Origin of the sequence: Labrenzia sp. PHM005, from assembly GCF_006517275.1 — a bacterium.
Lineage (GTDB): Bacteria > Pseudomonadota > Alphaproteobacteria > Rhizobiales > Stappiaceae > Roseibium.
The window spans coordinates 3,851,095-3,876,003 of sequence record NZ_CP041191.1 but is presented as its reverse complement, the minus strand read 5'-3'; the positions used below and the strand labels follow the sequence as shown (position 1 = coordinate 3,876,003).

21 protein-coding genes, 1 tRNA gene and 1 riboswitch are annotated in these 24,909 nt (G+C 54.4%); of the genes, 12 read left to right on the top strand and 10 right to left on the bottom strand.

Annotation, left to right across the window (positions count from 1 at the left end):
* Positions 1–5: 5 nt before the first annotated feature.
* The 3 genes from cobN to cobU all read right to left on the bottom strand — a co-directional run bounded on the left by cobN (position 6) and on the right by cobU (position 5,628).
* The gene (gene cobN / locus FJ695_RS17540; protein WP_141186648.1) at positions 6–3,746 is read right to left on the bottom strand and encodes a cobaltochelatase subunit CobN; all 3,741 of its coding nucleotides are present in this window, start codon (positions 3,744–3,746) and stop codon (positions 6–8) included.
* A gap of 221 nt (positions 3,747–3,967) precedes the next feature.
* Positions 3,968–5,080 carry a cobalamin biosynthesis protein CobW gene (cobW, locus tag FJ695_RS17535; RefSeq protein WP_141186647.1) on the bottom strand — a complete coding sequence of 371 codons (1,113 nt, stop codon included), beginning with the start codon at positions 5,078–5,080 and terminating at the stop codon, positions 3,968–3,970.
* Positions 5,077–5,628, bottom strand: a complete 552-nt coding sequence (gene cobU / locus FJ695_RS17530; RefSeq protein ID WP_141186646.1) for a bifunctional adenosylcobinamide kinase/adenosylcobinamide-phosphate guanylyltransferase — start codon at positions 5,626–5,628, stop codon at positions 5,077–5,079. Before cobU ends, cobW begins: the two co-directional genes overlap by 4 nt.
* Before the next feature lie 32 nt (positions 5,629–5,660).
* Positions 5,661–5,893, bottom strand: a riboswitch (cobalamin riboswitch).
* Between the two features lie 308 nt (positions 5,894–6,201).
* Here cobU and FJ695_RS17525 point away from each other — a divergent pair.
* Positions 6,202–6,277 (top strand) — tRNA-Asn (locus FJ695_RS17525).
* A gap of 213 nt (positions 6,278–6,490) precedes the next feature.
* Here the strand turns inward: FJ695_RS17525 and FJ695_RS17520 are convergent.
* Positions 6,491–7,579, bottom strand: a complete 1,089-nt coding sequence (locus FJ695_RS17520) for a serine hydrolase (RefSeq protein ID WP_168206405.1) — start codon at positions 7,577–7,579, stop codon at positions 6,491–6,493.
* Between the two features lie 250 nt (positions 7,580–7,829).
* On the opposite strand from FJ695_RS17520, the gene FJ695_RS17515 reads away from it, so the two are divergent.
* Positions 7,830–8,768 (top strand): hypothetical protein, encoded by a 939-nt coding sequence (locus tag FJ695_RS17515; protein WP_141186644.1) that lies wholly within the window; start codon positions 7,830–7,832, stop codon positions 8,766–8,768.
* Positions 8,769–8,899: 131 nt separating this feature from the next.
* On the opposite strand, the gene FJ695_RS17510 is transcribed toward FJ695_RS17515, so the two are convergent.
* Positions 8,900–9,667 carry an ABC transporter substrate-binding protein gene (locus tag FJ695_RS17510; protein WP_141186643.1) on the bottom strand — a complete coding sequence of 256 codons (768 nt, stop codon included), beginning with the start codon at positions 9,665–9,667 and terminating at the stop codon, positions 8,900–8,902.
* Positions 9,668–10,370: 703 nt separating this feature from the next.
* Between FJ695_RS17510 and FJ695_RS17505 the strand changes: the two genes are divergently transcribed.
* The 4 genes from FJ695_RS17505 to FJ695_RS17490 all read left to right on the top strand — a co-directional run bounded on the left by FJ695_RS17505 (position 10,371) and on the right by FJ695_RS17490 (position 14,684).
* Positions 10,371–10,967: a hypothetical protein gene (locus tag FJ695_RS17505; protein WP_141186642.1), complete on the top strand. Its 597-nt coding sequence runs from the start codon at positions 10,371–10,373 to the stop codon at positions 10,965–10,967.
* A 317-nt stretch (positions 10,968–11,284) separates the two neighbouring features.
* Positions 11,285–12,583, top strand: a complete 1,299-nt coding sequence (locus FJ695_RS17500; protein ID WP_141186641.1) for an NAD(P)/FAD-dependent oxidoreductase — start codon at positions 11,285–11,287, stop codon at positions 12,581–12,583.
* The gene (locus FJ695_RS17495) at positions 12,580–13,458 is read left to right on the top strand and encodes a DUF1365 domain-containing protein (RefSeq protein WP_209010702.1); all 879 of its coding nucleotides are present in this window, start codon (positions 12,580–12,582) and stop codon (positions 13,456–13,458) included. Before FJ695_RS17500 ends, FJ695_RS17495 begins: the two co-directional genes overlap by 4 nt.
* Entirely contained in the window at positions 13,455–14,684 is a 1,230-nt protein-coding gene (locus FJ695_RS17490; RefSeq protein ID WP_141186640.1) for a cyclopropane-fatty-acyl-phospholipid synthase family protein, read from the top strand. The genes FJ695_RS17495 and FJ695_RS17490 overlap by 4 nt, the downstream gene beginning before the upstream one ends.
* Before the next feature lie 34 nt (positions 14,685–14,718).
* On the opposite strand, the gene FJ695_RS17485 is transcribed toward FJ695_RS17490, so the two are convergent.
* Both FJ695_RS17485 and FJ695_RS17480 read right to left on the bottom strand, forming a co-directional pair.
* A complete protein-coding gene (locus FJ695_RS17485; protein ID WP_141186639.1) occupies positions 14,719–15,516 on the bottom strand; it encodes an SDR family NAD(P)-dependent oxidoreductase in 798 nt (265 codons plus the stop codon).
* Positions 15,517–15,571: 55 nt separating this feature from the next.
* A complete protein-coding gene (locus FJ695_RS17480) occupies positions 15,572–16,225 on the bottom strand; it encodes a ChrR family anti-sigma-E factor (RefSeq protein ID WP_141186638.1) in 654 nt (217 codons plus the stop codon).
* Positions 16,226–16,537: 312 nt separating this feature from the next.
* On the opposite strand from FJ695_RS17480, the gene FJ695_RS17475 reads away from it, so the two are divergent.
* Positions 16,538–17,572 carry a cysteine synthase A gene (locus FJ695_RS17475; protein WP_141186637.1) on the top strand — a complete coding sequence of 345 codons (1,035 nt, stop codon included), beginning with the start codon at positions 16,538–16,540 and terminating at the stop codon, positions 17,570–17,572.
* Positions 17,573–17,605: 33 nt separating this feature from the next.
* Positions 17,606–19,120: a cardiolipin synthase gene (gene cls / locus FJ695_RS17470; protein WP_141186636.1), complete on the top strand. Its 1,515-nt coding sequence runs from the start codon at positions 17,606–17,608 to the stop codon at positions 19,118–19,120.
* 30 nt (positions 19,121–19,150) lie between these two features.
* Here the strand turns inward: cls and FJ695_RS17465 are convergent, their stop codons facing one another.
* Entirely contained in the window at positions 19,151–19,342 is a 192-nt protein-coding gene (locus FJ695_RS17465; RefSeq protein WP_141186635.1) for a hypothetical protein, read from the bottom strand.
* A gap of 172 nt (positions 19,343–19,514) precedes the next feature.
* On the opposite strand from FJ695_RS17465, the gene FJ695_RS17460 reads away from it, so the two are divergent.
* The 4 genes from FJ695_RS17460 (at position 19,515) to sseA (ending at position 22,329) form a co-directional block, all read left to right on the top strand.
* On the top strand, positions 19,515–20,162 hold the full coding sequence (locus FJ695_RS17460) for a LysE family translocator (protein ID WP_141186634.1): 648 nt from the start codon (positions 19,515–19,517) through the stop codon (positions 20,160–20,162).
* A 100-nt stretch (positions 20,163–20,262) separates the two neighbouring features.
* Positions 20,263–20,979, top strand: coding sequence for an alanyl-tRNA editing protein (locus FJ695_RS17455; protein WP_141186633.1), 717 nt, complete (start codon positions 20,263–20,265; stop codon positions 20,977–20,979).
* A gap of 21 nt (positions 20,980–21,000) precedes the next feature.
* Complete coding sequence (locus FJ695_RS17450; RefSeq protein ID WP_141186632.1) at positions 21,001–21,480, top strand: GFA family protein; 480 nt, start codon at positions 21,001–21,003, stop codon at positions 21,478–21,480.
* Between the two features lie 3 nt (positions 21,481–21,483).
* On the top strand, positions 21,484–22,329 hold the full coding sequence (sseA, locus tag FJ695_RS17445) for a 3-mercaptopyruvate sulfurtransferase (RefSeq protein ID WP_141186631.1): 846 nt from the start codon (positions 21,484–21,486) through the stop codon (positions 22,327–22,329).
* A gap of 124 nt (positions 22,330–22,453) precedes the next feature.
* Here the strand turns inward: sseA and FJ695_RS17440 are convergent, their stop codons facing one another.
* Positions 22,454–23,794 carry a globin-coupled sensor protein gene (locus FJ695_RS17440; protein WP_141186630.1) on the bottom strand — a complete coding sequence of 447 codons (1,341 nt, stop codon included), beginning with the start codon at positions 23,792–23,794 and terminating at the stop codon, positions 22,454–22,456.
* Between the two features lie 241 nt (positions 23,795–24,035).
* A complete protein-coding gene (locus FJ695_RS17435; RefSeq protein ID WP_209010701.1) occupies positions 24,036–24,842 on the bottom strand; it encodes an HD domain-containing protein in 807 nt (268 codons plus the stop codon).
* Positions 24,843–24,909 lie beyond the last annotated feature (67 nt).

The following is a 24,909-nucleotide window of genomic DNA, read 5'->3' as shown; positions in this document are numbered from 1 at the left end:
CCGGATTATTGTGTCTTGTTCAAGTCTTGAAGCGCAGCATGGGTCGAATTACGCCGTGGCGTCCACAGGCCGCGGTCCAGCGCCTCCTGAAAACGGGCCAGCATTTCCTGGTACCCTGCCGGATTCGCGTCCTGAAGAAAATCGCGAACGCTCTCATCCTCCAGATAAGCTTCATAAAGCTGATCAAAATGATGATCGCCAACGGCGCGCGTGGTCGCCGAAAATGCGAACAGATAGTCGAGCGTTGCGACCATCTCAAAGGCACCCTTGTAGCCGTGGCGCATCACACCCTTGATCCATTTGGGATTGGCCGCCCGGCCACGCACGACCCGGCCGATTTCTTCCGACAAGGAACGAACAACTGGGCGCTCGGGGCGCGAATGATCGTTGTGATAAATTTTCGGAGCATCGCCCTTCAGCTGTTCGACGGTCGCGGCCAATCCGCCTTCAAACTGGTAATAATCATCGCTGTCGAGAAGATCGTGCTCGCGGTTGTCCTGATTGTGCAGAACCGCATCGACGGACGCCAGCCGCCCTTCGAGTTCGCCGCGGGCCTGATCGCCGCTGGCACCGCCGCCATAAGCATATCCGCCCCAAGTCAGGAAGGCCTCGGCAAAATCGCCGCGTTCCTCCCAGATGCCCTCATCGATCAGAGCCTGAAGACCTGCACCGTAGGCGCCCGGTTTCGACCCAAAGACACGGAACCCTGCGCGGCGTTGGGCTTCATCAATGGAGATGCCCTCGCCCGCCAATTTTGCCGCTTCCGCTTTCATACGAGCAGCAACAGGATTGGCCTCCGCAGGCTCCTCCAATGCCCCGACGGCGCGGACCGCACTGTCAAAGAGGTCCATCTGGTGCGGAAAAGCATCGCGGAAGAAGCCGGAGACCCGCAGCGTGACATCTATGCGCGGCCGGCCAAGCTCGGAGAGTTTTAGGACTTCAAAACCGGTGACCCGGCCCGAGGCTGTTTCCCAGACAGGTTTGGCCCCAATCAAGGCCAGCGCTTGGGCAATGTCGTCCCCGCCGGTGCGCATGTTGGCCGTACCCCAGCACGTCAGAACCAGCGACTTAGGCCATTCGCCTTCTTCCTGAAAATAACGTTCGGCCACCAGCGAAGCTGATTGCTGGCCGAGCCGCCAGGCGGTCTCTGTCGGTACAGCACGCACATCAACAGAATAAAAATTCTTGCCGGTCGGCAGAACGTCCGGACGGCCGCGGGACGGCGCACCAGACGGACCGGGCGCAACAAACCCGCCGTCGAGCGCGGTCAGCACAGCGTCCAGCTCGGCTTTGCCCGATCCTGTCACCGATGGCCGGATGCGGGTTTCGATTTCCTGCACCACCGCCTGGACAGCCGTCCATTCAGAGGACGCGATCACATCGCCCGCGATGATCTTTTGGGCGAGCAGTTCCAGACGCTCCACCGTATCGCCGTTCGACCGCCAAGGGGCATCGGACTGTTCTGCTAAGATCTGTGGTTTTGCACCGGTCCAGAAGGCAGAAAAATCGCAGTTCAGCGGGTCAAAACCTGAGAGCGCCAAATCCTCTGCCAGCGCCCGCTGCAAGCTGTTCTGGTACACCTCAGCCCCTCGCGGCACACGCACCAGAGCGGCCAGAAGATCCGCCAGCAACTCACCTTGTGGGCTTTCTCCCAGAATATGCAGACCATCGCGGATCTGCAGTTCTTTCAGGTCGCACAAATGCGCATCGAGACGGGCAAGGCGCGTGTCCTCGTCCATGTCGTCCGATATACCGATGTCCTTGTCGAGGCCATGCCGGGACGCAGCATCCAGAATGTCTCGCGTCAGCGCCTTCAAGCGCCTCGGATCGACACCGCTTGCCAGGTAGTATTCATCCAGCAGCGTCTCGAGTTCTTCGGCAACGCCATGGCTTTCAGCCCGCGTCAGCGGCGGCGTCAAGTGATCGACAATAACCGCGGATGTGCGCCGTTTGGCCTGCGCGCCCTCGCCCGGATCGTTGACGATAAAGGGATAGATGTTCGGCGTTGGACCGAGAACAGCTTCCGGAAAACAGTCTTCCGACAGCGCGAGCGCTTTACCTGGCAGCCATTCCAGATTGCCGTGTTTGCCAAGATGGATCACGGCATCGGCACCGAACTCCCGGCGCAGCCAAATGTAAAAGGCAAAATAGTGGTGCGGCGGCACCAGATCCGGATCGTGATAGGTTTCCTTGGGGTCGATGTTGTAACCACGCGCGGGCTGGATGCCGACCAACTGATTACCGAACCGGTGTAAGGCAAGCCTGAAATCACCGTCCACAATATGCGGATCTTGCTCCGGCGCTCCCCATCGGTCCTGGACGGCAGAACGGACGGTGGCGGGCAATTTGGCAAATTCTGTTTTGTAGGTATCCAGCGGCAACGCTTGGTAATCTCCGCGCGCCTCACGCCCCTCCAGCGCGTTGGTCACTCCGGAGGTCAGGACATCCATCAATTCAGCAGAGGACTGCGGGGCAGCGCCGACATCATATCCGGCCTTGGCCATGGCCTTCAGCACCGTCACGCAAGACGCCGGCGTGTCCAGGCCAACGCCATTGGCTAGGCGCCCATCCTTGTTGGGATAGTTGGCGAGGATCAGCGCTGTTTTCTTATTCGAAGCCGGAACATGGCCAAGTCGCGCCCAGTTGGCGGCGAGCTCAGCAACATACCGCATCCGGTCCGGAACCGGCGTGAATTTCACCGGTGTCGATTGGGTTGCCTCGTCAAATACGCCCTCTTCCTTGAAAGAAACGGCCCGGGTCAGCAGACGGCCATCGATTTCCGGCAGCACCACATGCATGGCAAGATCGCGGATCGACAGTCCCTGGTCGCTTTCTTCCCAGCCTTCCTTTGAGGACGAGGAGAACACCACCTGCAGAACCGGCTTGCCCCATTTGTCGAGCGGTGTTGGCTGATGGGCCGCGCCCGCCTTGGAAACAGCAAACGCGGTGCCATTGAGCACTACATCGGGTTTTGCACCGTCAAACAGCGTATCCAGAACAGCAATGGATTCAGCTTCCTTGAGGCTTGAGACAAAAACCGGCAGCGCATTAATGCCAGTTTCCGCCAACGCCTTAACAAGCGCATCAATGGGCGCGGTTTGCGAGCCTTGAACCAGCGCCCGATAAAAAGTAATCGCTGCAACGGGAGCGGACGGATCTGTCCACGTCGCCTTCAAGGCCTCCAGATCTGGCGCAGCGTGACCTGGAAGATAAATCCCGGCCCGAGGCAACGGCACGGGATGAGCGGGCTCTTCGGCCTTGCCGATCAGATTGGCAGCATAACGCAGCGCATTGGCATAGTTCTCTGCGCCGCCTTCGACGCAATAGCGCCAAACCTGGTGGACTTCGTCCATACCCCGCGTGGAGTGACTTGTGAGCGCCTCATCCCATTTGTCATCGCCAGGGATAACAATCAGATCGATCTGGCTGGCGCGCGCTTCTTCTGAAAACCGTTCCAGCCCGTAACGCCAGTATTCCACCCCACCCAGAATACGCAAGATCACAAGCTTGGAGCCGCGCATGGTTTGCTCGGCATAAAGGTCGACGGAATAGGGGTGGGCCAGTGCCATCAGATTGGCGAGCCGCAAGCTGGCCGTGTCCGGCCCGAGCCAAGCATGGGCCGCTGCAAAACTGCCTAGTTCGGTGTCGGCCGCGGATAGGAACAGGATATCAGCGGGCTGCTGGCCGAGATCGACCGCATCGCCCCCATCATCAATGCGCCGCGTCTGGCTCGCAAGAATATGCATTCAGGTTTTTCTCTTTATTCTGTCGCCAGTTTGCCAGCTGCCTAAAGCTGCTTTTTCGTCATCCCATGGCTTGACCATGGGATCCAGTCCGTTTGCCATCAACGCGGCAAAGCTACTGAATAAATATTATGTAGTTTACCCGCGGCCCAAGGATTGAGCTGGGACCGTTTGGGAAACAGACCCCGGCCGGGGAAGCAAAACTCAACCGCCGCCAAACTTGATCACTCGGCAGCTTTCGCAGTCTCGCCAAGCAGGCCGCGAACCGCACCGAGGTCGAGCCCCTTGAGACCAATGACCACGAGTTTACCGGAACTATCCGCGCCCGATGCGAACCAGGTTTCCACCCGCGGCCCAACCGCCTGGACCATAGCCGGAGCAGCCTTGCCCTCAATTTGGACCGCACCCTTGATTCGCAAGACCCCCTTCAGGGCCATAGCGTCCAAAACGCGCGCCTCGGCATCCTTTAGAGAAGCAAACGCCGGAACGCCGATCACATAACTCTCAAAATCATCGTGATGATGGTGGTCGTGGTGGTGGTCATGGTGATGGTCGTCGTCATGTTCGTGTTCATGATCGTCATCATGGTGATGATGGTGGTGCTCGTGGCGGGCGGCCATGTCGTCTTCGGCAGCAGAACCACGGCCAAGCAACACCTCGATGGGTAAAGTTCCCTTTTCCGAAGAGACGATGTGAACCGCCTGGCGGACGTCTTTGGAAATTCTTTCCTGGACACCTTTAAGCGCGTCGTCCGCGACAAGGTCGGCCTTATTCAGGACAACAAGATCGGCACAACGCAGCTGATCATGAAAGAGCTCTTCAACCGGGCTTTCATGATCCAGCGCTTCATCGGCCGCGCGCTGGGCTTCCAAAGCCGCTTCATCGAGCGCTATCCGGCCTTCCGCCAGGGCTGCCGCATCCAGCACCGTCACGACACCATCCACCGTCACTTTCGGCTTGACGGACGGCCAAGAGAAGGCCCGCACCAACGGCTGCGGCAGAGCCAGGCCAGATGTCTCAATAACGATATGCTCCGGCGGATTTTCCCGCGCCAAAAGCATCTCCATGGTCGGCAGGAAATCGTCCGCCACCGTGCAGCAAATACAGCCGTTGGTCAGCTCAACAACTTCTTCAGCCGAACACTCCGGATCGGCACAGCCGTTTACCAAGGAGCCGTCAAAGCCCATATCACCGAACTCATTGACAATCAGAGCGATCCGCTTGCCATCCGCATTTTGCAGGAGATTGCGGATCAGTGTCGTTTTGCCCGCCCCCAGAAATCCGGTCACGATGGTCGCCGGGATCTTTTGGCCCGGCTGGAGTTTAGAAGAAGTCATAGTACGATGTCCGGCTGAGAGTTGGGTTTAAGAAGCAGCGGCTGTCCGGCAGCGACGAAAACAACCTGATCGCAGACCGTTGCCATATCCTGATTGAGACGCCCCTGCGCATCGCGGAACGACCTCGACAGTTTGTTTTCCGGCACAATGCCCATGCCCACTTCGTTGGAAACGAAGATGCACGGACCGGCTGGTGCGCTCAAAACGGACAGGAGCCGTTTGATTTCTGCTTCGGTTCTTTTCTCGGTGTAGGTCAGATTGGAGAGCCACAAAGTCAGGCAATCAACCAAGACGACCCGGTCAGGGGCGAGCGTTTTTTCCAAAACACCCGCAAGATCGATCTGCTCTTCGATCGTGGTCCAAGAGGCTCCGCGGCGGTGCCTGTGTTGACCAATCCTTTCACTCATCTCCGGATCGAAGACGGCGCTTGTGGCAATATAGAATTTCTGAAGTCCGGACGTGTTGGCAAGCTGTTCGGCAAACTCGCTTTTGCCCGAGCGTGCGCCGCCAAATACAAATGTGGCCCGGTGGCCGGTCGTGTTTGTCACCAAATTCTCCCCGCCGTCCGCCCGACAGCGTTTTGAGTTGCAAAAAAGACGGCCGGTCTCCTGGCTCGCAGTTCCAAGTTTCCAGCGCCCCTTCCCGGCTGCATACAGAAAGTCCTGTAAGAAACACCAGTGGGTTTTGCGCCAGCACTCACCGCTCACAGTTGCGGGGGCAGCTCCGGATTGGCCGTTGACTAACGACCTCCCAGATTCCCGTTTCATCCGGACCAAAACACTTGGTACCGGAACCGTCATTTCCCTTCGTAGCCGGAAGTTTCCGGCAGCACAAGCGCGGACTGCCTACCGAGAATAGTGGTTGAGAGGCTGATGGTTTCAAATTCCAGGTGACCTGTCAGGATTTACATTCCCGATCTGGAGCGCGTTTGAAATCACGCAACTTTCAACAAGAGAAAGAAACCGCTAGCCACCTGAATAAATTGCAGTTTTCCACATACCTGACAAAAAAATATCGCGAAGAAGAAAAAAACGCATTTCAGGGCTTGGCAAACGGATAAAGCCTGCGTTATACGCATCTCCATCGACGGGGGCGGTGACGCACTGACCGCCGCACGGTGATCCCTGATAGCTCAGTTGGTAGAGCAAGCGACTGTTAATCGCTGGGTCGTAGGTTCGAGTCCTACTCAGGGAGCCACTCTTTTCCTTTACTTTGTTAGACGTAGCACTAAGCACGCACCATTGTTGTGAGCTTCGAATAACGCTCTCTGCTTTTGTCAAAACGCGCCTCTTAACGCCGGCAGAGCGTTGAAAAATCCGCAAACCATAGTGGGGCACGCCAACCCCAAGATCCCAAAGCTAGATGATCGCCACCGTTAGGACGGTGCGTTCGATGAAGCCGGACGCCTCCTTATCTGTATCTGTTATCTGCAGAGGCGCTTTGCCACCTCAGAAAGAGGTTTGCAAGGCCATTATCCGCGAGCGTGTGACCACTGAAATCGCCTGTAACTGGTTGGAGATCGGTGTTGGACAAGAACACCATCCCAGTCTGGCTGTCGACATCATGAATCCAGAGGGACGTATAGTTGCCGGGTTGCCAGCCCCGATGCCAAACCAGCGTCCGCCCCCTCAGATCTTCGACAAACACCCCGTACCGATAGGGGGACAGTGCGCCATTTTTCAAAACGACCTTTTTCATAAGGTCGTTGGCGAGACCCTCATAAAGAAATTCTCCGTTCATCATCGTAATATAAACGCGCGCTGCATCGGGCGCAGAGGCAATAAATCCTGCACCGGTATTGATGGGGTGTTCCAACAAACGCTGCGGCACAGGCTGGTTTTCCTGATCCAGCCTATGTGGAGGTGCCAGCGCTTCGATGACATCCGCACCACCGGGGTCGCTGACGCCCGCGGCTGACCGGTCCAGTCCAATCGCGACGATAATTTGATGCCGAAATATCTCCTCGGCTGATTTTCCATCGTTCACCGCATTAAGGACTTCAACTAATTTGCCGAACAGAAATCCGTTATACGCAAAACGCGTATTTATCGGAGCAGAGGCCGTATGGGTTAAAACCGACCTGATCGTGATCTTGGGATCCCCGCACGTCACGCCATTCAGATAGCGCAGCTTTTTTTGTTTGAAGAACTCTTTGTATCTGGCGCAGTCCCTTGTGAATTGCGGGGCATGCTCCCAAAAGGAGCTGCCCAAATCGATTGATCCAGCCTGGGCAGCTTCCAGGATCAATGACGCCGCGACTGGCTTGGTCAAGGATGCGATGCGCAAAGGCGTACCGGCTGTCATTTTCCGCCAGGTTTTCAGATCTGCTACGCCAAAAGCTCCTGCCTCAATGATCTCCCCCCGCCGGTAAACGGCATAACTCGCGCCAGCGCTGAAGAAAACATGTTCGCTCTTTGAAAGCAGCGCGCCAAAGCTGCCGTTTTCTGAAGGATCTGCTTGGGTCCCGTTGACACAGCCTACGAGCAGCAAGAACGTCAAAACCAAAGACCTTTTGGACAGAAAAGTCATAAACCCAACGAAATCGGCCGCCCCGGAGGCGCGCCCTCTCGTAACACTTTCCCTCCCCCCAGCATCCATCTCATCGGCTCCATTTTGACCATTTGCTGATTTAGCAAAATCTCGCCCCAGCCCTCTCACTGCAATTACCGAATGTATACTTTTAGTTGCATCTCTGATCACATCACTTTAGCACTGCAACCTGAATCACTATTTGTTTGGAGTTTATTTTTTGCCAGATTTTTTGACCTCCCCTGACGAAATAAGAAACGCATTCAAAACATCCCTGACCAATGATGGGGCTTCCGATGCAACGGTATTGACAGGCATCGGCGGCGATCTAGGGCCGGTTGTTGGAACACCACCGGGGTTCGGCCCCTTGAAGACCTTGGCAACAAAAGCGTTTACCGATCTAGGGGCCCCCCTTGCCAGTGAAATTGCAGACGGCATCCACCTTTATATTGGGCAAACCGCCTTCGTTAATCTCAAAACTGAAACCCTTCGGATTGCCTTGATGGGCAACACTGTCTGGTCTGAAGAACAAATGGAAACCGCCTTCAACGGCATCTTTGACAGTCTTTCAGACGCCGATTTGCAATCCTTTCTTGACCAGCAAGGCGGGTCTGTCAGTCTTGAAGTTATCGACACCACAATAGACGGCGCCTTGCAGGCGTTTGATACGTCCATGACAGAATATCTGTCTGAAGCCCAAAATCTAGCGGCCTATCGTTTTTTGAATGAAGCGAACGGATCGCACTTCTACACAGCCAGTGAACAAGAGAAAGACCTTGTTCTGGAAACCATGCCAAGTTTCAAGTTTGAGGGCCGCGCATTTGTAACCGGCGCAACACCAGATACCGGCGTTGCGGTCCATCGGGGCTTGAACACCGAAACAGGACATCATTTCTTCACCACCAACGATGCAGAAATTCAGTATCTTCAGCAATCAGACAACCCGTATACATATGAAGGTATCGTTTTCTATGCCTTTGCAGACAGTAGCGGAACAAACCATGACAGTGTTGCACGGCTTTATAATCCGGAAACTGGAAAGCATCTATACGCAGCCACAGATGTTGAAGAATACAACGCAATCAACACCCTTGGCTTTCAAAAAGAAGCGGATGTGTTTTACGTCGATTTTTGGTTTTCTAACGGATTTCCTTATTAGCAGTCGCATTCGGTAAAGCGACGCGGGTCATATCACGCTCCTTTATGAAAAGACCAGTTTTCAGAGATAGAAATACAAAAAAGGCCCGACCAAACGTTGGCCGGGCCTTTTGATTCAGTTCGGTCAGCCCGTTAGTCGAGTGTCACCTTATATTCTGCTTTCAAGGCATCGACCTTGGCTGCGTTATCTGCCATCCAAGAATTGAAATCTGAGATCAACTGCGGCTTGGTCGTGGTGCTGGCGTAATAGAAGTCACGGGTATGTTTCAGGTCTGGGTCGAACGTTAGCGCCTTAGCACTTCCCATCTTGTCCAGCTGATACTGGATCACGGAAACATTCGCGTAGGCGGCGTCAACACGATCTGCCAAAGTCTGTTTGATCACGCCTTCGAGCGCTTTGTTCTCCGACACCTTCACAGTACCGGAATTGATTACATCGAGCCAAGACCAAGCCGTGAAGCCACGCACTGTGCCAAGCTTTTTGACCGAGTCCATACCTTTGCCGACGTTTCCAGGCTTCACGGATACGCCGTCAATGTATTCAACCACCTTTTCCGAATAAACGACCGACTTTCCGTCTTTCATATCCGATGACCAATAGGCGTTGTCCGGATATTTCATGTCTATCTTGCCTTCGACAAGATTTTCAAAGAGGCGCTTAATCGGGAATGCTCTGTATTCGACCGTGTGCCCGCGATCGGCAGCCCAGGCATCAAAGAGCGCCCGGCCAAATCCACCATATTCACCACCGTCCATGGTGTAATGCGGAAAGTAATTCAGCTCCTCAACACCGACAACAATGTTATCAGCATAGGCAGTACCGGATAGAGCGGCAGAGCCAAGAACAACAGCAAGTATTGAAAGCTTCTTTTTGGCATTGATATTATTCACATGTGTCATTTTGCGTTATCCCTCTGTATCGGATGCATATATTTTTCTTTTTCCGTAAGGGCATTAGCTTCGCCTTTAATTACAAATTCCTTAAACTATTCTCTACTTCAGAATAAAAGTCCTTTTTGCATTTTTTGACACTGTCCCATTTCTTGGGTTTCACAATTAGAAAGGCCTCCTGACACATTTAACGTTAAGTGATGGCAGTTTGCTTTAACCGCAAATTGGGCAGCAGCCGCCTGGGTGAGGCCATGATAACTTTCTTCGCTGCCGGTGCCCCTCTGGCGGTGAAAAACCAGCCTAAAACGAAGATATCCAAAATTAATCGGTGGTTTTTGACCCTAAAAAACGCGGCAAAAACCGGCCAAATTGCGTGCTGATTTTGCAACACCACAATCGAAAGACGAATTTTATTGTCAATTATCGCGAGCGTATTTCGATCACTTGGACGTGATTTTGCTTGCACTGAGGTATTGAAGACACACTTATTAACGGAAAGTAACCGGAAATAGCGCGTTTTGTGATGTATGTTACACCCATTCACCAGATTGTGGTGCGATAATGGCAGAATAGTGGCTGCGCAAAAGGGGCGCTTTCACGAACAAAAACAAAAAGCATAAGGAATTTGGTCAAGAAGTCCAAAAATGGACCACGATCGCAATAGGCCCCAAGAGCGCGGTGAAATTTGTTGTTGAAGCCTCGGGAGGCGATCATGCAACGGAATACCAAAGCAGGAGCATTTGCGCTTGGCCTCATCCTCGCTTTCGCGGGAAGCGCTGTTGCCAATCCATTGCCGCAGGAAACCATCACTTTGCCGGAAGACCGCCTCGCGGTCACCGTGGCATCGGCGTCCTTTGATCAAAAGGATCCGCTGGAAAGTGAATTGACCATTTGGGTTGGCGAAATTGAGTTGCAAGGACGTAAAGCCGTTTGGGTCGAATTAATCGATTCTTATGGAGAGGTCATTTACGATTCCGAAGTCAGCACCAACGAAACCCATCTCCTACCAGATGGCCGGGCGGTGGTCGTCAACGCCCTAGCCCCGGAAACTGTGGTGGTTGGCAAGGATGAATCCCGCTTGATCAGCGAAGGTTCTCTGATGGTGACACGCCGCGTCATCAATGATGGCGTGAATGCTGCCGCTGTCGAACTAATCGAAACGGGCAATGAGCCGGTCCGCAAAGGCACGATGCTTCAAATTGCAGATTTCGGCCAATTGGTTTGGGAGAAGGTTGTTGCCTTCTTCGACGCAGCCACCACTCGGGTGAAAGTCGCCTGGACCTGGCTGGTTGATACCCTACAAGCCTGATCGCCATTAGTCCCCGCGAACAGGTCACAAGGCCCGCTCTTCGGAGCGGGCCGCCTCCCACATGGACAAATCTCAGTTGAACCGGCCAGTAGGCCGGTTCTTTTGATTCAGGGGCTTGGCGTATTGAATAGTGGGATGCACCAATCTACCATTTTCAACGGTGTTCATCGTTTACTGGAAATTTCTCATAAATTTCATTGCCCTGCGTGATCCGGATTTTATGCAAGGCCGTAGACCGTTTTGAAACTTAATTGTTCAGCCGTTTTGGTTTCCGGCTCTGGAAATCAAAACGGCCTTTTAAGGCCAAAGGAAAAGACATGCGGATTGCCGTCATCGGCTCAGGGATTTCTGGAAACAGCGCGGCATGGGCGCTGAACGCCCATCACGACATTGTACTTTACGAAAAACGCTTGCGGCCCGGTGGGCACAGCGCGACGGCGGACATCGATTATGATGGGACGCCTATGTCGGTCGACACGGGTTTTATCGTCTACAACGAACTAAACTATCCCAACTTCACCGCATTGCTGGATCATCTGGGCGTTGGCACCGAGATCACCGACATGAGCTTTGCGCTCTCTGCGGACTGCGGCAAATTGGAATGGTCCGGCGACTCGCTCAATACGGTCTTCGCGCAGCGTAAAAACCTCCTGTCCCCCCGCTTTTTGAAGATGCTGCGCGATATCCTGCGTTTCAACAAGCAGTCGGTCGTAGATCTTACAAATGGCAAACTCGCAGGCCAGACGCTGGGCGGATATCTGGAGGCAGAGCGATACTCCCAAGGCTTCATCAACGACTATTTGCTCGCCATGGGTGCGGCCATTTGGTCCACGCCAATCAACGAGATGCGCGCCTACCCTGCAGAAAGTTTTGTCGCTTTTTTCGACAACCACCGCCTTTTATCTTTGGACCGTCAGCTATGGCGCACAGTTTCTGGTGGCAGCCGCAATTACGTTCAGAAACTGATCGCGCCTTTTGAGAACAAAGTCCGACTCGGCTGCGAAGTGGTCGAAATCCTTCGGCAACAAGGCAAGGTAATTGTCCGCGACATCACCGGTCATGTAGACACTTTTGATCAGGTGATCTTAGCGGGCCATTCCGATCAAAGCCTTGCCATGCTCGGCGATGCATGTTCGGAAGAACGGCGGATATTGAGTGCCATCCGCTACCGGCCGAATGAAGTCTACCTGCACCGGGATGAAGACCTCATGCCGAAAAAGAAACAAGTCTGGGCATCATGGAATTACATGTCAGACCGGGATGCTGGCGAAACCCAAGATGTAACAGTGTCCTACTGGATGAACCGGTTGCAGAACTTGGATCGCTCAAAACCGGTTTTCGTGACCCTCAATCCGTTTCAAGCACCGCGTGAAGACAAGACTTTCGCCAAATACATCTACGACCACCCGCAATTTGATGCTGGCGCTCTGGCTGCGAAAAAGCAGCTTCACCACATTCAAGGTGTCAACAACACCTGGTTTTGCGGCGCCTGGAATGGACATGGCTTTCATGAGGACGGCCTTGTATCCGGCCTCAACGTCGCAAAAGCGCTCGGTGCGGTGCTCCCGTGGGAGCAACAGCATGAGCCCTATTCAGTTTTGGAAGCTGCCGAATGAGGAAAGGAGAATCCAAAAACCGGATGTCTGACAATGGGCCACCACCGGATGCGGCGATGGCACTCTTTCAAGGCGCGGTTATGCATCACAGGATGAAACCAAAAACCCACCGGTTCTCCTATGAGGTGTTCAACCTGCTGATTGATTTGGACCGGTTGCCGGACGCCGCGCGGCAAAGCCGCATCTTTTCAGTCAACCGGTTCAATCTTCTGTCGTTTCATGAAAAGGATCACGGCCCACGGGACGGCAGCAGTCTTCGCGCCCACATTGATAGGCTTATGAGCCAGAAGGGTTTGCCGCCAGCAGACCGTATTCTTTTGCTCGCTTATCCGCGCCTTCTCGGTTACGGCTTCAATCCGCTCAGTGTCTATTATGCTTACGGCGAAAGCGGCACGCTGACGGCGATCGTCTATGAAGTCAGGAACACCTTTGGCGGCCTTCATACTTATGTGGCGCCTGTCACCGATGGACAGTTGAGCGATGCCGGCGTCCGCCAGGATCAGAAGAAAGAGTTCTACGTTTCACCGTTCATCAGCATGGAGCAGCACTACCATTTCCGGATGCTGCCACCCGGTAAAGATGTCCGCATTCGGATCCTGGAAACCGACGATAAAGGGCCTCTGTTATCGGCAACCTTTTCCGGCAGCCACGAAGCTGCAACGACCTACAATCTCCTGCTCGCCTGCCTGCGTGTGCCGCTCGTTACTTTCAAGGTCATGGCCGCAATCCATTGGCAAGCCTTTAAAATCTGGCGCAAGCGTGTACCATTCCATAAACGGCCCGCAAAAGATGTAAGAGACTACCAGGCGGACCGGCGCAACGCCCCAGACCCATGGCAGAAAACGACACATAACATTTCAAGAGGTTCGGTATGAGTGGGCCTATTGTTTTGACCGGCGACAATATCCGCAATGAGTTGAGGGGCGTGCCGCGTCTTGCCCAGATCGCCGCAAGTCTGGCGCTTAAAATCCGCTTCGGTTCTTTAGAAATCACGTTCCCGGATGGCCGCATTTTTTTGATCCACGGTGTGGAGCCTGGACCAAAAGGTGTTCTGAAAATTCACAACTGGCGTTTCTTCCAGATGGTCGTAAATGGCGGTGATGTCGGTGTTGGCGAAGCATTTATGGCCGGTTACTGGTCTTCCCCGGATGTGACGACCTTCCTGGAAGTATTCTGTATCAACCAGAGTTCGACGCTTGAAGCCCTACAAGGCCGCCCGCTCACCCGTTTGCTGCTGTCGGTCCGCCATTGGCTAAACGCCAACACTAAACGCGGCTCCAAACGCAATATTTCCGCGCACTACGATCTCGGAAACGCATTTTATAAAAAATGGCTCGATCCTTCGATGACCTACTCCTCGGCGCTCTACAACAGTGACACCAAGGATTTGGAAGAAGCTCAGACAGAAAAATATGCGTCCTTGATCCGGCAGACTGGCATTGAACCTGGCCACTCCGTTCTTGAGATCGGCTGTGGCTGGGGCGGTTTTGCCGAACATGTTGCCAAGACGATCGGCGCAAATGTTCGCGGCCTCACCATTTCCCGGGAACAATACGACTACGCCAGAGAACGGATTTTCAATGCCGGGCTGAATGAGAAAGTCGACATCGTCTTTCAGGACTATCGCGACGAAAAAGGCCAATTTGACCGGATCGCGTCGATCGAAATGTTCGAGGCGGTCGGCGAGAAATACTGGTCGACCTATTTTGAAAAAGTCTCCAGTTGCCTGAAACCTGGCGGCAAAGCCGGCCTCCAAATCATCACCATTCAAGACCGGATGTTTGAGGATTACAGGCGGGGCACCGATTTCATCCAACGTTACATTTTTCCAGGTGGCATGCTGCCGCCACCAGAGAAACTTACGGAAATCGGAAAGTCTCTCGGCCTTGACCTAACCGAGCAAAAAATCTTCGGGCAGGATTACGCCCGTACCTTGTCGGAATGGCGCCAGCGGTTCCGCACGGCCTGGCCACAGATCAGCCCCATGGGCTTTGATGAACGCTTCAAGCGCCTCTGGGAGTTTTATCTGCATTACTGCGAAGCCGGATTTAGGGCCGGCAACATCGATGTGCGCCAGATGGTCTATGAAAAGACCTCTTGAGAAAAAACAGAACTTAAGCCGGGCAAGACCCGGCCTATTTCTTGTCCCAACCTGTCGATTTGCGAACAAGTTTGAAATAGAGGCGGTAGGGCAACAGTTTTAGGGCTTTGAGTTGTCTGACAAAAGGTCTGGGAAAAGCAATCTCGAAGGCGTCCGGGTCCTGTAGACCTTTCCGAATGGCCTTTACCGCGTCATCCGGTGACATCAGATAAGGCATTGGAAACGGATTGGACTTCGTCGCTGGCGTATCGACAAATCCGGGATTGATGACCTGAATATGGATCCCGGCACGGTCCAGATCAAACTTCAGGCTTTCCGCCATGTTGATCAAACCAGCTTTGCTTGCCCCGTAAGCCGCCGATGTCGGCAACCCGCGATAACCGGCAACGGAGGATACAAGGGCAATTTGCCCCTGCCCTTCCTGTCTCATCACTGCGATAGCGGGCAGCACCACATTGACCGTGCCCATCAAATTGACGTCGAAGATCTTACGGTAAGCCTCGATTTCACCCTCAAGGCCGTCTTGCGGCAGGTAAATTCCGGCATTTGCGATGAGAAGTGCTAACCCGCCGAAATTGGCAGAAATATCGGCGCAATGCTGGGCCATCTGTTTGCTGTCGGTCACATCCCCTGCAAACACATGAATGCCGCCGCGAAGGTCAGACGCTTCAGACTGAAGCTCGCTCAAGCCTTTTTCCGAGCGTGCGGTCACTGCGACTTGCCAACCAGTCCGGGCCAGGTCTAGCGCAAGTTCACGGCCAATTCCCGAGCTCGCACCGGTAATCCATGCAGCTCCGTCGGACGGGGCGGCAACATAGTGATTGTTGGACAAATATATCTCCTTAGGTCCTTGCTTTTAATACGCAAAGTCTAAGGTTCTGGATTGATCAGCCGCGCATGAATGGGGCAAACCAGCGGCCAATAGGACCGGTCAGTTCCAAGCGTCCGGCGGTAACCGCAAAACAGATGCAATCCTCGCCATCATCGGCGACCGGTTTGTGATCTATGTCACCATCGGCAAAAGCCACATCACCGGTTATGTAATGACCACCTTCATCTGAGAACCCCCCCTGAAGAACAAGCGTCAGCTCTGTTCCATGATGGGTGTGGGACGGCATCTGGCGTCCGCCGCGGATCCATAACAGGCTCGTATCGCAGCCGTCGATTTCACCGAGCTTGCATTCTTTTACGCCTGGAAGAAGAGTTTTCCAGGGCAAGTCCTTCATAGGTTTTCCGATGATGGTCTTAAGCGATTGCGGCACATCCGAGGAATTCCCGTCAACCGGCAGGCCAATATCTCCGCCGATGATCGGATCATCATCAGAGAAGATCGACTCCAATAGATTGTCCCGATCAGACAAGGCGACAGGGTCACTGTCGGCTAGGCCAGTTCCGGCCAATGTCTCCAGAGAATTGACGTAACTGCGGCTTTGATCACTCAATTCAAGATGAGCGCCAATCAAAGCCTGAGCCGGATAAGTCAGGGTTCCGGCGGCATAGCCAGCCAGCAACTCATCCATCCCGGTCACGTTCTTTTCCATCTCTACTCTCATAGCGGCCTTTTTATTCCGGTCAACACCCCACCTACGCACTGGCGCTGAAACCGGATCAATTCTCGGGATAAATAGGCCAAAAATGCCAAGTTATCCATAACCAGAGCAGAACAACTCAAGCTTTACTTTTCCTGAAAACGGCCATCAAACGCCAAATTGCCAGCAAAGATATGGCATTCGCCATCACAGATCTTACATTGCAAGCTTGATCGCAGGCGTTCAGATCATTAGCGTCTGCAGCTACATACAATGTCTGCCGGACCGCCCCGCTGTCCGCATCTACCAGTCAGGATTGATTGAATGTCTGTGTCCGCATCTGTTGTTGATGCCATTGGCAACACACCGCTTATCCGCCTCAAAGCCCTTTCTGAAGAAACAGGCTGCGAAATTCTCGGCAAAGCCGAATTCATGAACCCGGGGCAATCGGTGAAAGACCGCCCTGCCCGGCAGATGATCTTGGAAGCGGAAGCCCGCGGTGATCTAAAACCCGGCGGTGTGATTGTTGAAGGCACTGCCGGCAACACGGGTATTGGCCTGGCCTTGGTGGCAAGCGCCCGCGGCTACCGCACCGTGATCGTGATCCCGGAAACCCAGACCCAGGAGAAAAAGGACATGCTGCGCATGTGTGGCGCAGAGCTTCTGGAAGTCCCGGCAAAACCGTTCAAAGATCCGAACAACTATCAGCACGTTGCCCGCAGGCTTGCTGAAGAAATGGCAAAAACCGAACCGAATGGTGTCCTGTTCGCCGACCAATGGAACAATCTCGACAATCGGAATGCCCATTATCTCACAACCGGGCCGGAGATCCTTGAACAAACCGGCGGCAAGATTGACGGCTTTATATGTGCTGTCGGCTCCGGCGGCACCTTGGCCGGAGTGTCCACCTTCCTGCGCGAACAAAAACCCGGCGTGACAATTGGCTGTGCCGATCCGCTCGGTGCAGGCATGTACCACCTCTTCAAGGACGGTGAAGCCAAGGCAACCGACGGCGGCTCTATCGCAGAAGGCATTGGCCTTGGGCGCTCGACCGTGATCGTTGGTGATGTGAAAGTCGACTATCCTTATGCCATTCCAGATGAAGAAGCTTTGCCGCTCGTCTTTGACGTCGCGGAACACGAAGGCCTGCTGCTGGGTGGCTCCAGTGCCATCAACCTTGCCGGCGCCAAACGTCTCGCCAAAGACCTGGGCCCCGGGCACACAATCGTGACGATCCTCTGCGATCACGGCACCCGCAGCCAGTCCAAACTCTACAATCCGGAGTTCTTGAAATCGAAGAACCTGCCTGTGCCGGGATGGCTCGAACGGACAACCAGCCTTAAGCCGCCATTTGCCTAAAACCAAGGGGGAGCGAATCGCGCCAGACCGGGCATGAATTCTGATGATCCTGCGCTCAAAGACGGCCTAGCCGGTACCGAACGGGTCCTCCAGGATGCCGCGACCGACCTGACGTGGCTGGATATACTGGCCAACAACCTGGGTCTGGTCGCTGCTGCGCTTCTGGCGTTTTATTCTGTCGCCGTTGTTTGCGCTGTGCGGGAAGTAATGTATTCCCGCACTTCCCAGGGGTCGGTTGCGTGGCTCCTCTCCCTGTTCTTCCTGCCTTACCTAACAGTTCCGCTCTATTTCATCTTCGGCTGGCGGTCGTTTTCCGATTACGCCAAAATCCAGACAACGCTTGGACGAACCGAACGAGCCCGCCGAGCCGATGAACTCGGACTGACCGATCACGAAGAAACCCGTGATTGGCCGGTGCTCACGCGGGTTGCCGGCATGCCGTTCCTGGCTGGCAACACCTCTGATCTCTTGATCGACGGTGAGGCCACCTTCACGGCCATCAAGGATGGGATTGCCCGCGCCAAGTCAGTGATCTTTTTCCAGTTCTTCGCCATCCACGACGACGCCTTAGGCCGGGAGATGGCCGATGCCCTGATTGCCCGGGCCAAGGACGGGATCGACATCTATTTCCTGTACGATGACGTCGGCAGCCACGCTCTGTCACACGACTTCATCGGCCGATTGACCAACGCCGGGGTCAAGGTTTGTGGTTTTAATGAAAACCACAAGTTCTTAAAAATGCTCGGGCCAATGCGGCTCAACTACCGCAATCACCGCAAACTGGTGGTGATCGACTACCGCGAAGCATTTGTCGGCGGGCACAACGTGGCGGATCAATACATCGGCCGCAGCAAGTGGTTTGGCCGCTGGCGGGACACACATGTGCGCATCGAAGGCCCCGCCACTGTCGCTTGTGCCCTGTCCTTTGTGGAAGATTGGTTATGGGCCAGCGGAACCCAAATTGAATTGCCGCAAGTCAGTGATGTCCCAATGCCAGGAGATGAATCGATACTGGTGATGCCGACTGGTCCAGCCGACAAGCTTGAAGAATGTGCGATCGCCTATGTTGAGGTCGCTGCACGGGCAAAAAACCGGCTCTGGATTACCTCCCCCTACCTCGTCCCGTCTCTAGATGTGCAAACCGCATTGGCGGCCGCTGCCATGCGCGGTGTCGATGTGCGGATTCTTTTGCCGGAAAAACGTGATCATTGGACCGTCTGGCTGGCCAGCCACGCTTACGAGGATGTCCTGGTTCAGCGCGGCGTTAAGGTCTACCGCTATACAGACGGCTTCATGCATCAAAAGGTGGCGCTGCTGGATGACGACTTGGTATCGATCGGTACCCTCAACATGGACAACCGTTCCTTCCAGATCAATTTTGAACTGACCCTGTGGTTCACCCACGAACGCATGATCGGCAAGGTCGAAAAAATGCTGGAAGAGGACTTTGCCAACGCCCGCCTGACCTGGCCCGACGCATTCCAATCCCGCAGCTACGCCTTCCAGGTCCTCGCCCAAGGCGCCCGTTTGTTGTCACCGATTTTGTGATTTAAGCCGAATGCACGGACATGTGTCGCCTCAATCTTCTTCATCATCCCCATCTGGAATGGCGAGTTTGACGGCGCCGCCGGCGACTTTTGTTGTCGTTTTGACCGTGGTTCCAACAACAGTGCCTGCAGTCCCCACCACGGCACCGCCAACGGCAACGGCAGCGCATCCGGACAAGAAGCTCAAGCCGCACAGGCAGACAAGAAGTTTGATTAGCGGCATACCATCCCCCGGAACAATCCCTGACTGACATTAGGGCTGAGACTTCTCAAGAAAAGTTAAGGACTTAGCGCCTGTCCTTATTTCTCGCGCCTGTCCCCCAAAAATTTTCTTTTGACAGACAAGATCGTTTGCGTTGTTGTGCGCGACGCTCATTTAAAAGGACTGCGCCCTGATGCCTGACTTTTTCCCAACACCCGCTGTCCTAGCTGCCTTCACCGCGGCGGCTTTGGTCCTGACAATCACGCCGGGCCCCGATATGACGCTGTTTATGAGCAAGACCTTGACCCAGGGCCGCAAGGCGGGTCTGGCCGCCGTTCTCGGAGCAACTTGCGGCCTCGTCATCCACACCATTTTGGCGGCCATCGGTATTTCAGCGTTGCTAGCGGCATCGGCAACAGCGTTTTCCATCCTCAAGGTCATCGGGGCAGGTTACCTTATTTGGCTTGCGTTTCAGGCTGTCCGGAATGGCACATCAATGACCCTCGAAGCCGTTGAGACCAAAAAACAGCCGTTTCACCGGGTCTGGCTACAAGGGCTGGGCGTCAATATCCTCAATCCAAAGATTGTATTATTTTTCGTGACCTTCCTGCCGCAATTCGTGTCTGCAAGCGATCCGCATGCCACCGCTAAACTTCTGTTTTTCGGCGGTTATTTCGTGGTCCTCGGTATGCCGATCTGCGCGCTGATGGTCCTGGGAGCCGGTGCGTTTGCAAGACTGCTCAAGTCCTCTCCAAAGGTGATGCGGGCATTCGACTGGCTGTTCGCCGGCATCATGGGCACATTTGCGCTCAAACTGCTGGTCGCCAAAGCGAATTCTTGACCCTTTTTCCACTGTCAAAACCACAGCCCGTGGATTGACCCTGATTGAGCACTATGCATCCTTGGCAGAGATTCAAAATTCAAACCAAGGAGTTGTTCACATGACCACGCCCCTCTTCCGCGATGATGCCTATTTGCGCAGTTGCGAAGCGGACGTGGTGGTGGTGAACGACCTCGGCGGGATCGTCCTGGATCGGACGGTCTTTTATGCCACCGGTGGCGGTCAGCCGGGCGATAGCGGTTATCTGGAATTGGATGATGGCAGCCGCATTGAGATTGCCACAACGGTCTACGATGCAGACAAGCAGACCATCGTTCATGTTCCGGCTGAAGGCCAAACCCTCCCGGACGCGGGTACGAAACTGACAGCGCATATTGATTGGGCGCGCCGCTACCGGCTGATGCGCATGCATACGGCCTTGCACCTCCTTTCTGTTGCCTTGCCATATCCTGTGACAGGCGGTCAGATCGGCGACGGCGAAGGCCGGCTCGACTTCGACATGGGCGACACACCGCTCGACAAGGAAGCCGTCAGCGAGAAAGTCAACGCCCTCGCCAGCGGTGATTACGATGTCGCCTTCGAATGGATCACCGATGAAGAACTGGACGCCAATCCTGGTTTGGTCAAGACCATGTCCGTTCAGCCGCCGCGCGGGGCTGGCCGGGTCCGGCTTGTGCGGATTGGCGGTGATGTCGATCTGCAGCCTTGTGGCGGCACCCATGTCACCCGGACGTCGGAAATAGGACCGCTCACGCTCGGCAAAAGCGAAAAAAAGGGCAAGCAAAACCGCCGGGTCCGGCTTCGCCTGGCAGATTGATCACGACAGGGAGTTCTACAGATGAAACTCGCCGGTAGCTGTCATTGCAAGGCGGTCACGTTTGAAGTGGAGAGCGCAGCTCCGTACCCCTTCATGAAGTGTTACTGTTCGATCTGCCGCAAATTGGCCGGCAGCGGCGGTTATGCGATCAATCTGATGGCGGATGCGCACAGCCTCAGGGTTGAGGGTGCAGACCAAAAATCGGTCTATCACGCCAAAATCGACGGCAAGACCAGCCCGGCCGAACGTCATTTCTGCGGGGCTTGCGGCTCCCACCTCTGGCTCTGGGATCCACGCTGGCCGGAGTTGTTGCATCCCCACGCTGGGTCCATTGATACGGCCTTGCCGCAAACGCCGGAAACCGTTCACATCATGCTGAAGGACAAACCCGCATGGATTGACGTGCCTGAGGGACCTGGCCACGCTCATTTTGAGGGTTATCCGGACAAATCGATCGAAGACTGGCACAAGGCCCACGGCCTTCTGGAACACAAGGACTGATTCATGACCTATCATCCGCTCGTCTCCACAGACTGGCTGGCCAATCATCTCAACGCGCCGGATGTGGTTGTCGTAAATGCATGGATGCCGCCGGTCACAACGCCCGATGCCAAACCGGTTTATCCGGACTCCCATATTCCCGGGGCAGTTTTTTTCGACGTCAACGAGATCTGCGACAAAAACAGCGACCTGCCACACATGTTGCCCGCGCCGCATGTGTTTTCATCCGCCATGCGGAAACTTGGAATTGGCGACGGTCAAACCATTGTCGTATATGATGATTTCGGCTTTTACTCCGCCGCACGCGTCTGGTGGACTTTCCGGACGTTTGGTGTCGAAAACGTCCATGTGCTCGATGGCGGCATGCCGAAATGGACCGCTGAAGGCCGCCCTGCGGACGACAATCCGGTCCGGCGCCCCGAGCGCCATTTCACGGCCCGCTTGAACAACAGCGCGGTGGCCAATCTGGCTGCGGTCAAAGCCCTGACGACTTCTGAGAACGCGCAGCTTCTGGACGCGCGCTCTGCGGCCCGCTTCGCCGGAGAAGCTGCGGAACCGCGGGCGGGATTGCGAAGCGGTCATATGCCGAACGCCAAAAACTTGCCCTTTACCAACCTTATTTCAGAAGCCGGCACCTTCAAAACAAGGGAGGAGCTGAAGCCGGTCTATGAAGCTGCCGGTGTGGATCTTTCCAAACCCATTACCACAACCTGCGGCTCCGGCGTGACTGCGGCAATCCTCACGCTCGGCCTCACTGTCCTCGAAGCCCGTGACCTGTCCCTTTATGATGGCTCCTGGTCCGAATGGGGCGCCCGCGACGATACGGAAGTGCTAACAGGCTCGGCCTGATCGGTTTGCCAACCCCAATAAAAGAAAACCCTGCAGAATTCGGCAGGGTTAACTTGTTTATGGCAGGCAAGATTTCCTACTCATGGAGCCTTAGGGGATCAAAAACGGGAAAGTTCTGGATCTCTTAGGTCCCGGTTTTCAATGTTTCAAAAAAGTCTTTGATGTGATCGGAGATGCTGTCGACACTCTGGTTCACTTCGCCGGCGGCCGACTGGAAAGTATTTGCAGCGTCATGGGTCGCATTAACTGCGTCCGCAACACCGCGAATATTTTCCTCAAGAGATTGAGCCCCTGAGGCAACAACATTCACGCTCTGAGAAATCTCCTGGGTCGCCGCCCCCTGCTCTTCCACAGCACCGGCGATGGATGTTGTCATTTCATCCAATTGTTTGATCACATCGGAAATGGATGCGATCGACTGGACGGCTCGTTCCGTCGTCTGTTGAATTTCTCCAACTTGCTGGCTGATTTCTTCCGTTGCCTTGGCGGTTTGTCCAGCCAAGGTTTTGACTTCATTGGCAACTACTGCAAACCCTTTTCCAGATTCCCCTGCCCGCGCAGCCTCGATTGTGGCATTGAGCGCCAAAAGGTTGGTTTGCTCGGCAATTGCTTGAATCAGCCCGACCACATCACCGATTTTCTGGGCTGCCCCGGCCAGGCTGCTGACATGAACACTAGATTGTTCTGTGCCTTCAGAGGCTTCTGTTGCAATTCGCGCAGCGCCAATCACCTGCTCTGAAAGTTCCCGTATAGAGCCGGACAATTCTTCGGTGGCGGCCGCAACTGTTTGAACGCTGGAATTGGATTCGGCAGAAAAAGTTTGTGCGTTGCCAATCTGCTCCAGGGCGCCCTCTGACAAAGATGAAAGGTTCCGGGATTCAGATGAAACGATAGCGGCTCCCTTGTCGACCTCCGCAAGTGGTCCCTCAACACGTGTTCTGAAGGTCTCGATCGCTTGATTGAGGCGCTTGGCCTGTTCCGCCCGTTCCAAAAGCAATTGTTCTTCATAGGTGGAAATTGCCATGTCCATATCCAGCATGACTGCGGCAGTGACATGTTCAAGTGTCTTCCCGAGATCCTTCATCGATCTGCGGTACTTTTTGACCAGGAACTTATTGAGGCGAACGAGGACAAATTTATATCCCGCGATATACCACTTAGGCTCGAGGCCGATCCGGCAGTGGACATGACCAATGGTATTGATGCTGCGCTGATAGTCTTCATCAAAACCGCTTGTGAAAAGCTTTTCCCAATGAGTCTTTTGAGCATTCACCAATCGCGATTGCTGGGCCCCGACCAAATTGGCCAGTTCGGGAACCTTTCCCACATGCGCGTAAAAGTCAGACAACAAGCCATCCAGAGCTGGCTGAATGACCGGCCAAATCTCCTGCAAAGCTGAAACTGTCCGACTATCAATTTCAGCGAATTCCAACCGTTTCTGAAAATCAGATTGTAACAAATTCATTGGAGCGCCCTCACTTTACGTAAGGGCAATTGGCCACCTCATGATGAACATTTCCTAAATATACAATCTGACTACATTTTTTACCTAAGTACTTCTTCCCAACAGAACTTCCTTCATTGCAAAAAAGAACAGGATGACGAAATAAAGCCAGAAACTGATTCGCTACCGATCAACCGGGGTCCCGAAAACTTCTTAGAACAGCGATCATCCCGGCAGAAGTTTTTCCATTTCTAGTCCCCGGTTATCTAGGACTTTGTTGCAGGGAAAGCGGCTGAGCCGCGTGCTTTTCGCCCCCGTTCAAACGGATAAGAAAATCGCCCCGGGTGTTTTTTAAGTGATGGCCAGGCCAAATCTCCAAACCGTTCAACAAGTCTCCTTTGGGATGGTGCGCCAATATGGCCCGGCGGGTGTCCCGGGCGACCCGTTTGCTTCCCAAACCAAAAACATCGCACATGGCTCCACGGCTTAATAGGTGCGCTTCGACGCCATAAAGGCGGTTAGAAACATAGCCATTAAGATGAAGGGCGATCGCATCGCCAACTTTTCTCGCCTTGGCCGGATCGTGCCCCATTGAGACCAAATGTGCTTTACCCCGTTCCGCACCATGAACAGCAAAACAACAGGTGCACGGATGGACCGGCCGATCCTTTGCCATCCCAAGATCATGAAGAATCGCCGCTGAAAACAGTATTTCCCGGTCGATTTCCAAACCCCGATAACCGCCCAACAGCATGCCCCAATAATAAGTCCGCCAACTGTGCTGGAAAATCTCTTCGCCAAGCACTTCATCGGCAAATGCAAGGCTATCAGTGACCAAACCGGTTGTTGGCGGCAGTAGCCCCTCCAAATCCGCACCATAAGCCTTCATCAGCCCTAGTTTGCTGGCCAGTACATCCAACCCTTGGAGCCCCGCCATCTTTCCCATGTTTCCTAAAACACTGAGCTTTTCATAAGTGGTGAGGCGGCCGTGGCTGTAGGCGCCAGTCCGCGTCCCCCAGGCCAGCGATCCAAATGCCGGTTTTCCTTCAATCTCGTCAAACATTGTCATGACATCATCCCCTTTTTTGTACCGTATCGCATATAAATAGACAGGTCGAGCATTTTATGCGAAGTAG

Excerpts from the sequence above, each read along its gene's own strand:
- FJ695_RS17490 (WP_141186640.1), top strand. The coding sequence starts at position 13,455 with ATGAGTGGGCCTATTGTTTTGACCGGCGACAATATCCGCAATGAGTTG.
- cls (WP_141186636.1), top strand. The coding sequence starts at position 17,606 with ATGAATTCTGATGATCCTGCGCTCAAAGACGGCCTAGCCGGTACCGAA.
- FJ695_RS17460 (WP_141186634.1), top strand. The coding sequence starts at position 19,515 with ATGCCTGACTTTTTCCCAACACCCGCTGTCCTAGCTGCCTTCACCGCG.
- FJ695_RS17510 (WP_141186643.1), bottom strand. The coding sequence starts at position 9,667 with ATGACACATGTGAATAATATCAATGCCAAAAAGAAGCTTTCAATACTT.
- cobN (WP_141186648.1), bottom strand. The coding sequence starts at position 3,746 with ATGCATATTCTTGCGAGCCAGACGCGGCGCATTGATGATGGGGGCGAT.
- FJ695_RS17455 (WP_141186633.1), top strand. The coding sequence starts at position 20,263 with ATGACCACGCCCCTCTTCCGCGATGATGCCTATTTGCGCAGTTGCGAA.
- FJ695_RS17435 (WP_209010701.1), bottom strand. The coding sequence starts at position 24,842 with ATGACAATGTTTGACGAGATTGAAGGAAAACCGGCATTTGGATCGCTG.
- FJ695_RS17505 (WP_141186642.1), top strand. The coding sequence starts at position 10,371 with ATGCAACGGAATACCAAAGCAGGAGCATTTGCGCTTGGCCTCATCCTC.
- FJ695_RS17480 (WP_141186638.1), bottom strand. The coding sequence starts at position 16,225 with ATGGAAAAGAACGTGACCGGGATGGATGAGTTGCTGGCTGGCTATGCC.
- cobW (WP_141186647.1), bottom strand. The coding sequence starts at position 5,080 with ATGACTTCTTCTAAACTCCAGCCGGGCCAAAAGATCCCGGCGACCATC.
- sseA (WP_141186631.1), top strand. The coding sequence starts at position 21,484 with ATGACCTATCATCCGCTCGTCTCCACAGACTGGCTGGCCAATCATCTC.
- FJ695_RS17440 (WP_141186630.1), bottom strand. The coding sequence starts at position 23,794 with ATGAATTTGTTACAATCTGATTTTCAGAAACGGTTGGAATTCGCTGAA.
- FJ695_RS17465 (WP_141186635.1), bottom strand. The coding sequence starts at position 19,342 with ATGCCGCTAATCAAACTTCTTGTCTGCCTGTGCGGCTTGAGCTTCTTG.
- FJ695_RS17495 (WP_209010702.1), top strand. The coding sequence starts at position 12,580 with ATGAGGAAAGGAGAATCCAAAAACCGGATGTCTGACAATGGGCCACCA.
- FJ695_RS17500 (WP_141186641.1), top strand. The coding sequence starts at position 11,285 with ATGCGGATTGCCGTCATCGGCTCAGGGATTTCTGGAAACAGCGCGGCA.
- FJ695_RS17450 (WP_141186632.1), top strand. The coding sequence starts at position 21,001 with ATGAAACTCGCCGGTAGCTGTCATTGCAAGGCGGTCACGTTTGAAGTG.
- FJ695_RS17475 (WP_141186637.1), top strand. The coding sequence starts at position 16,538 with ATGTCTGTGTCCGCATCTGTTGTTGATGCCATTGGCAACACACCGCTT.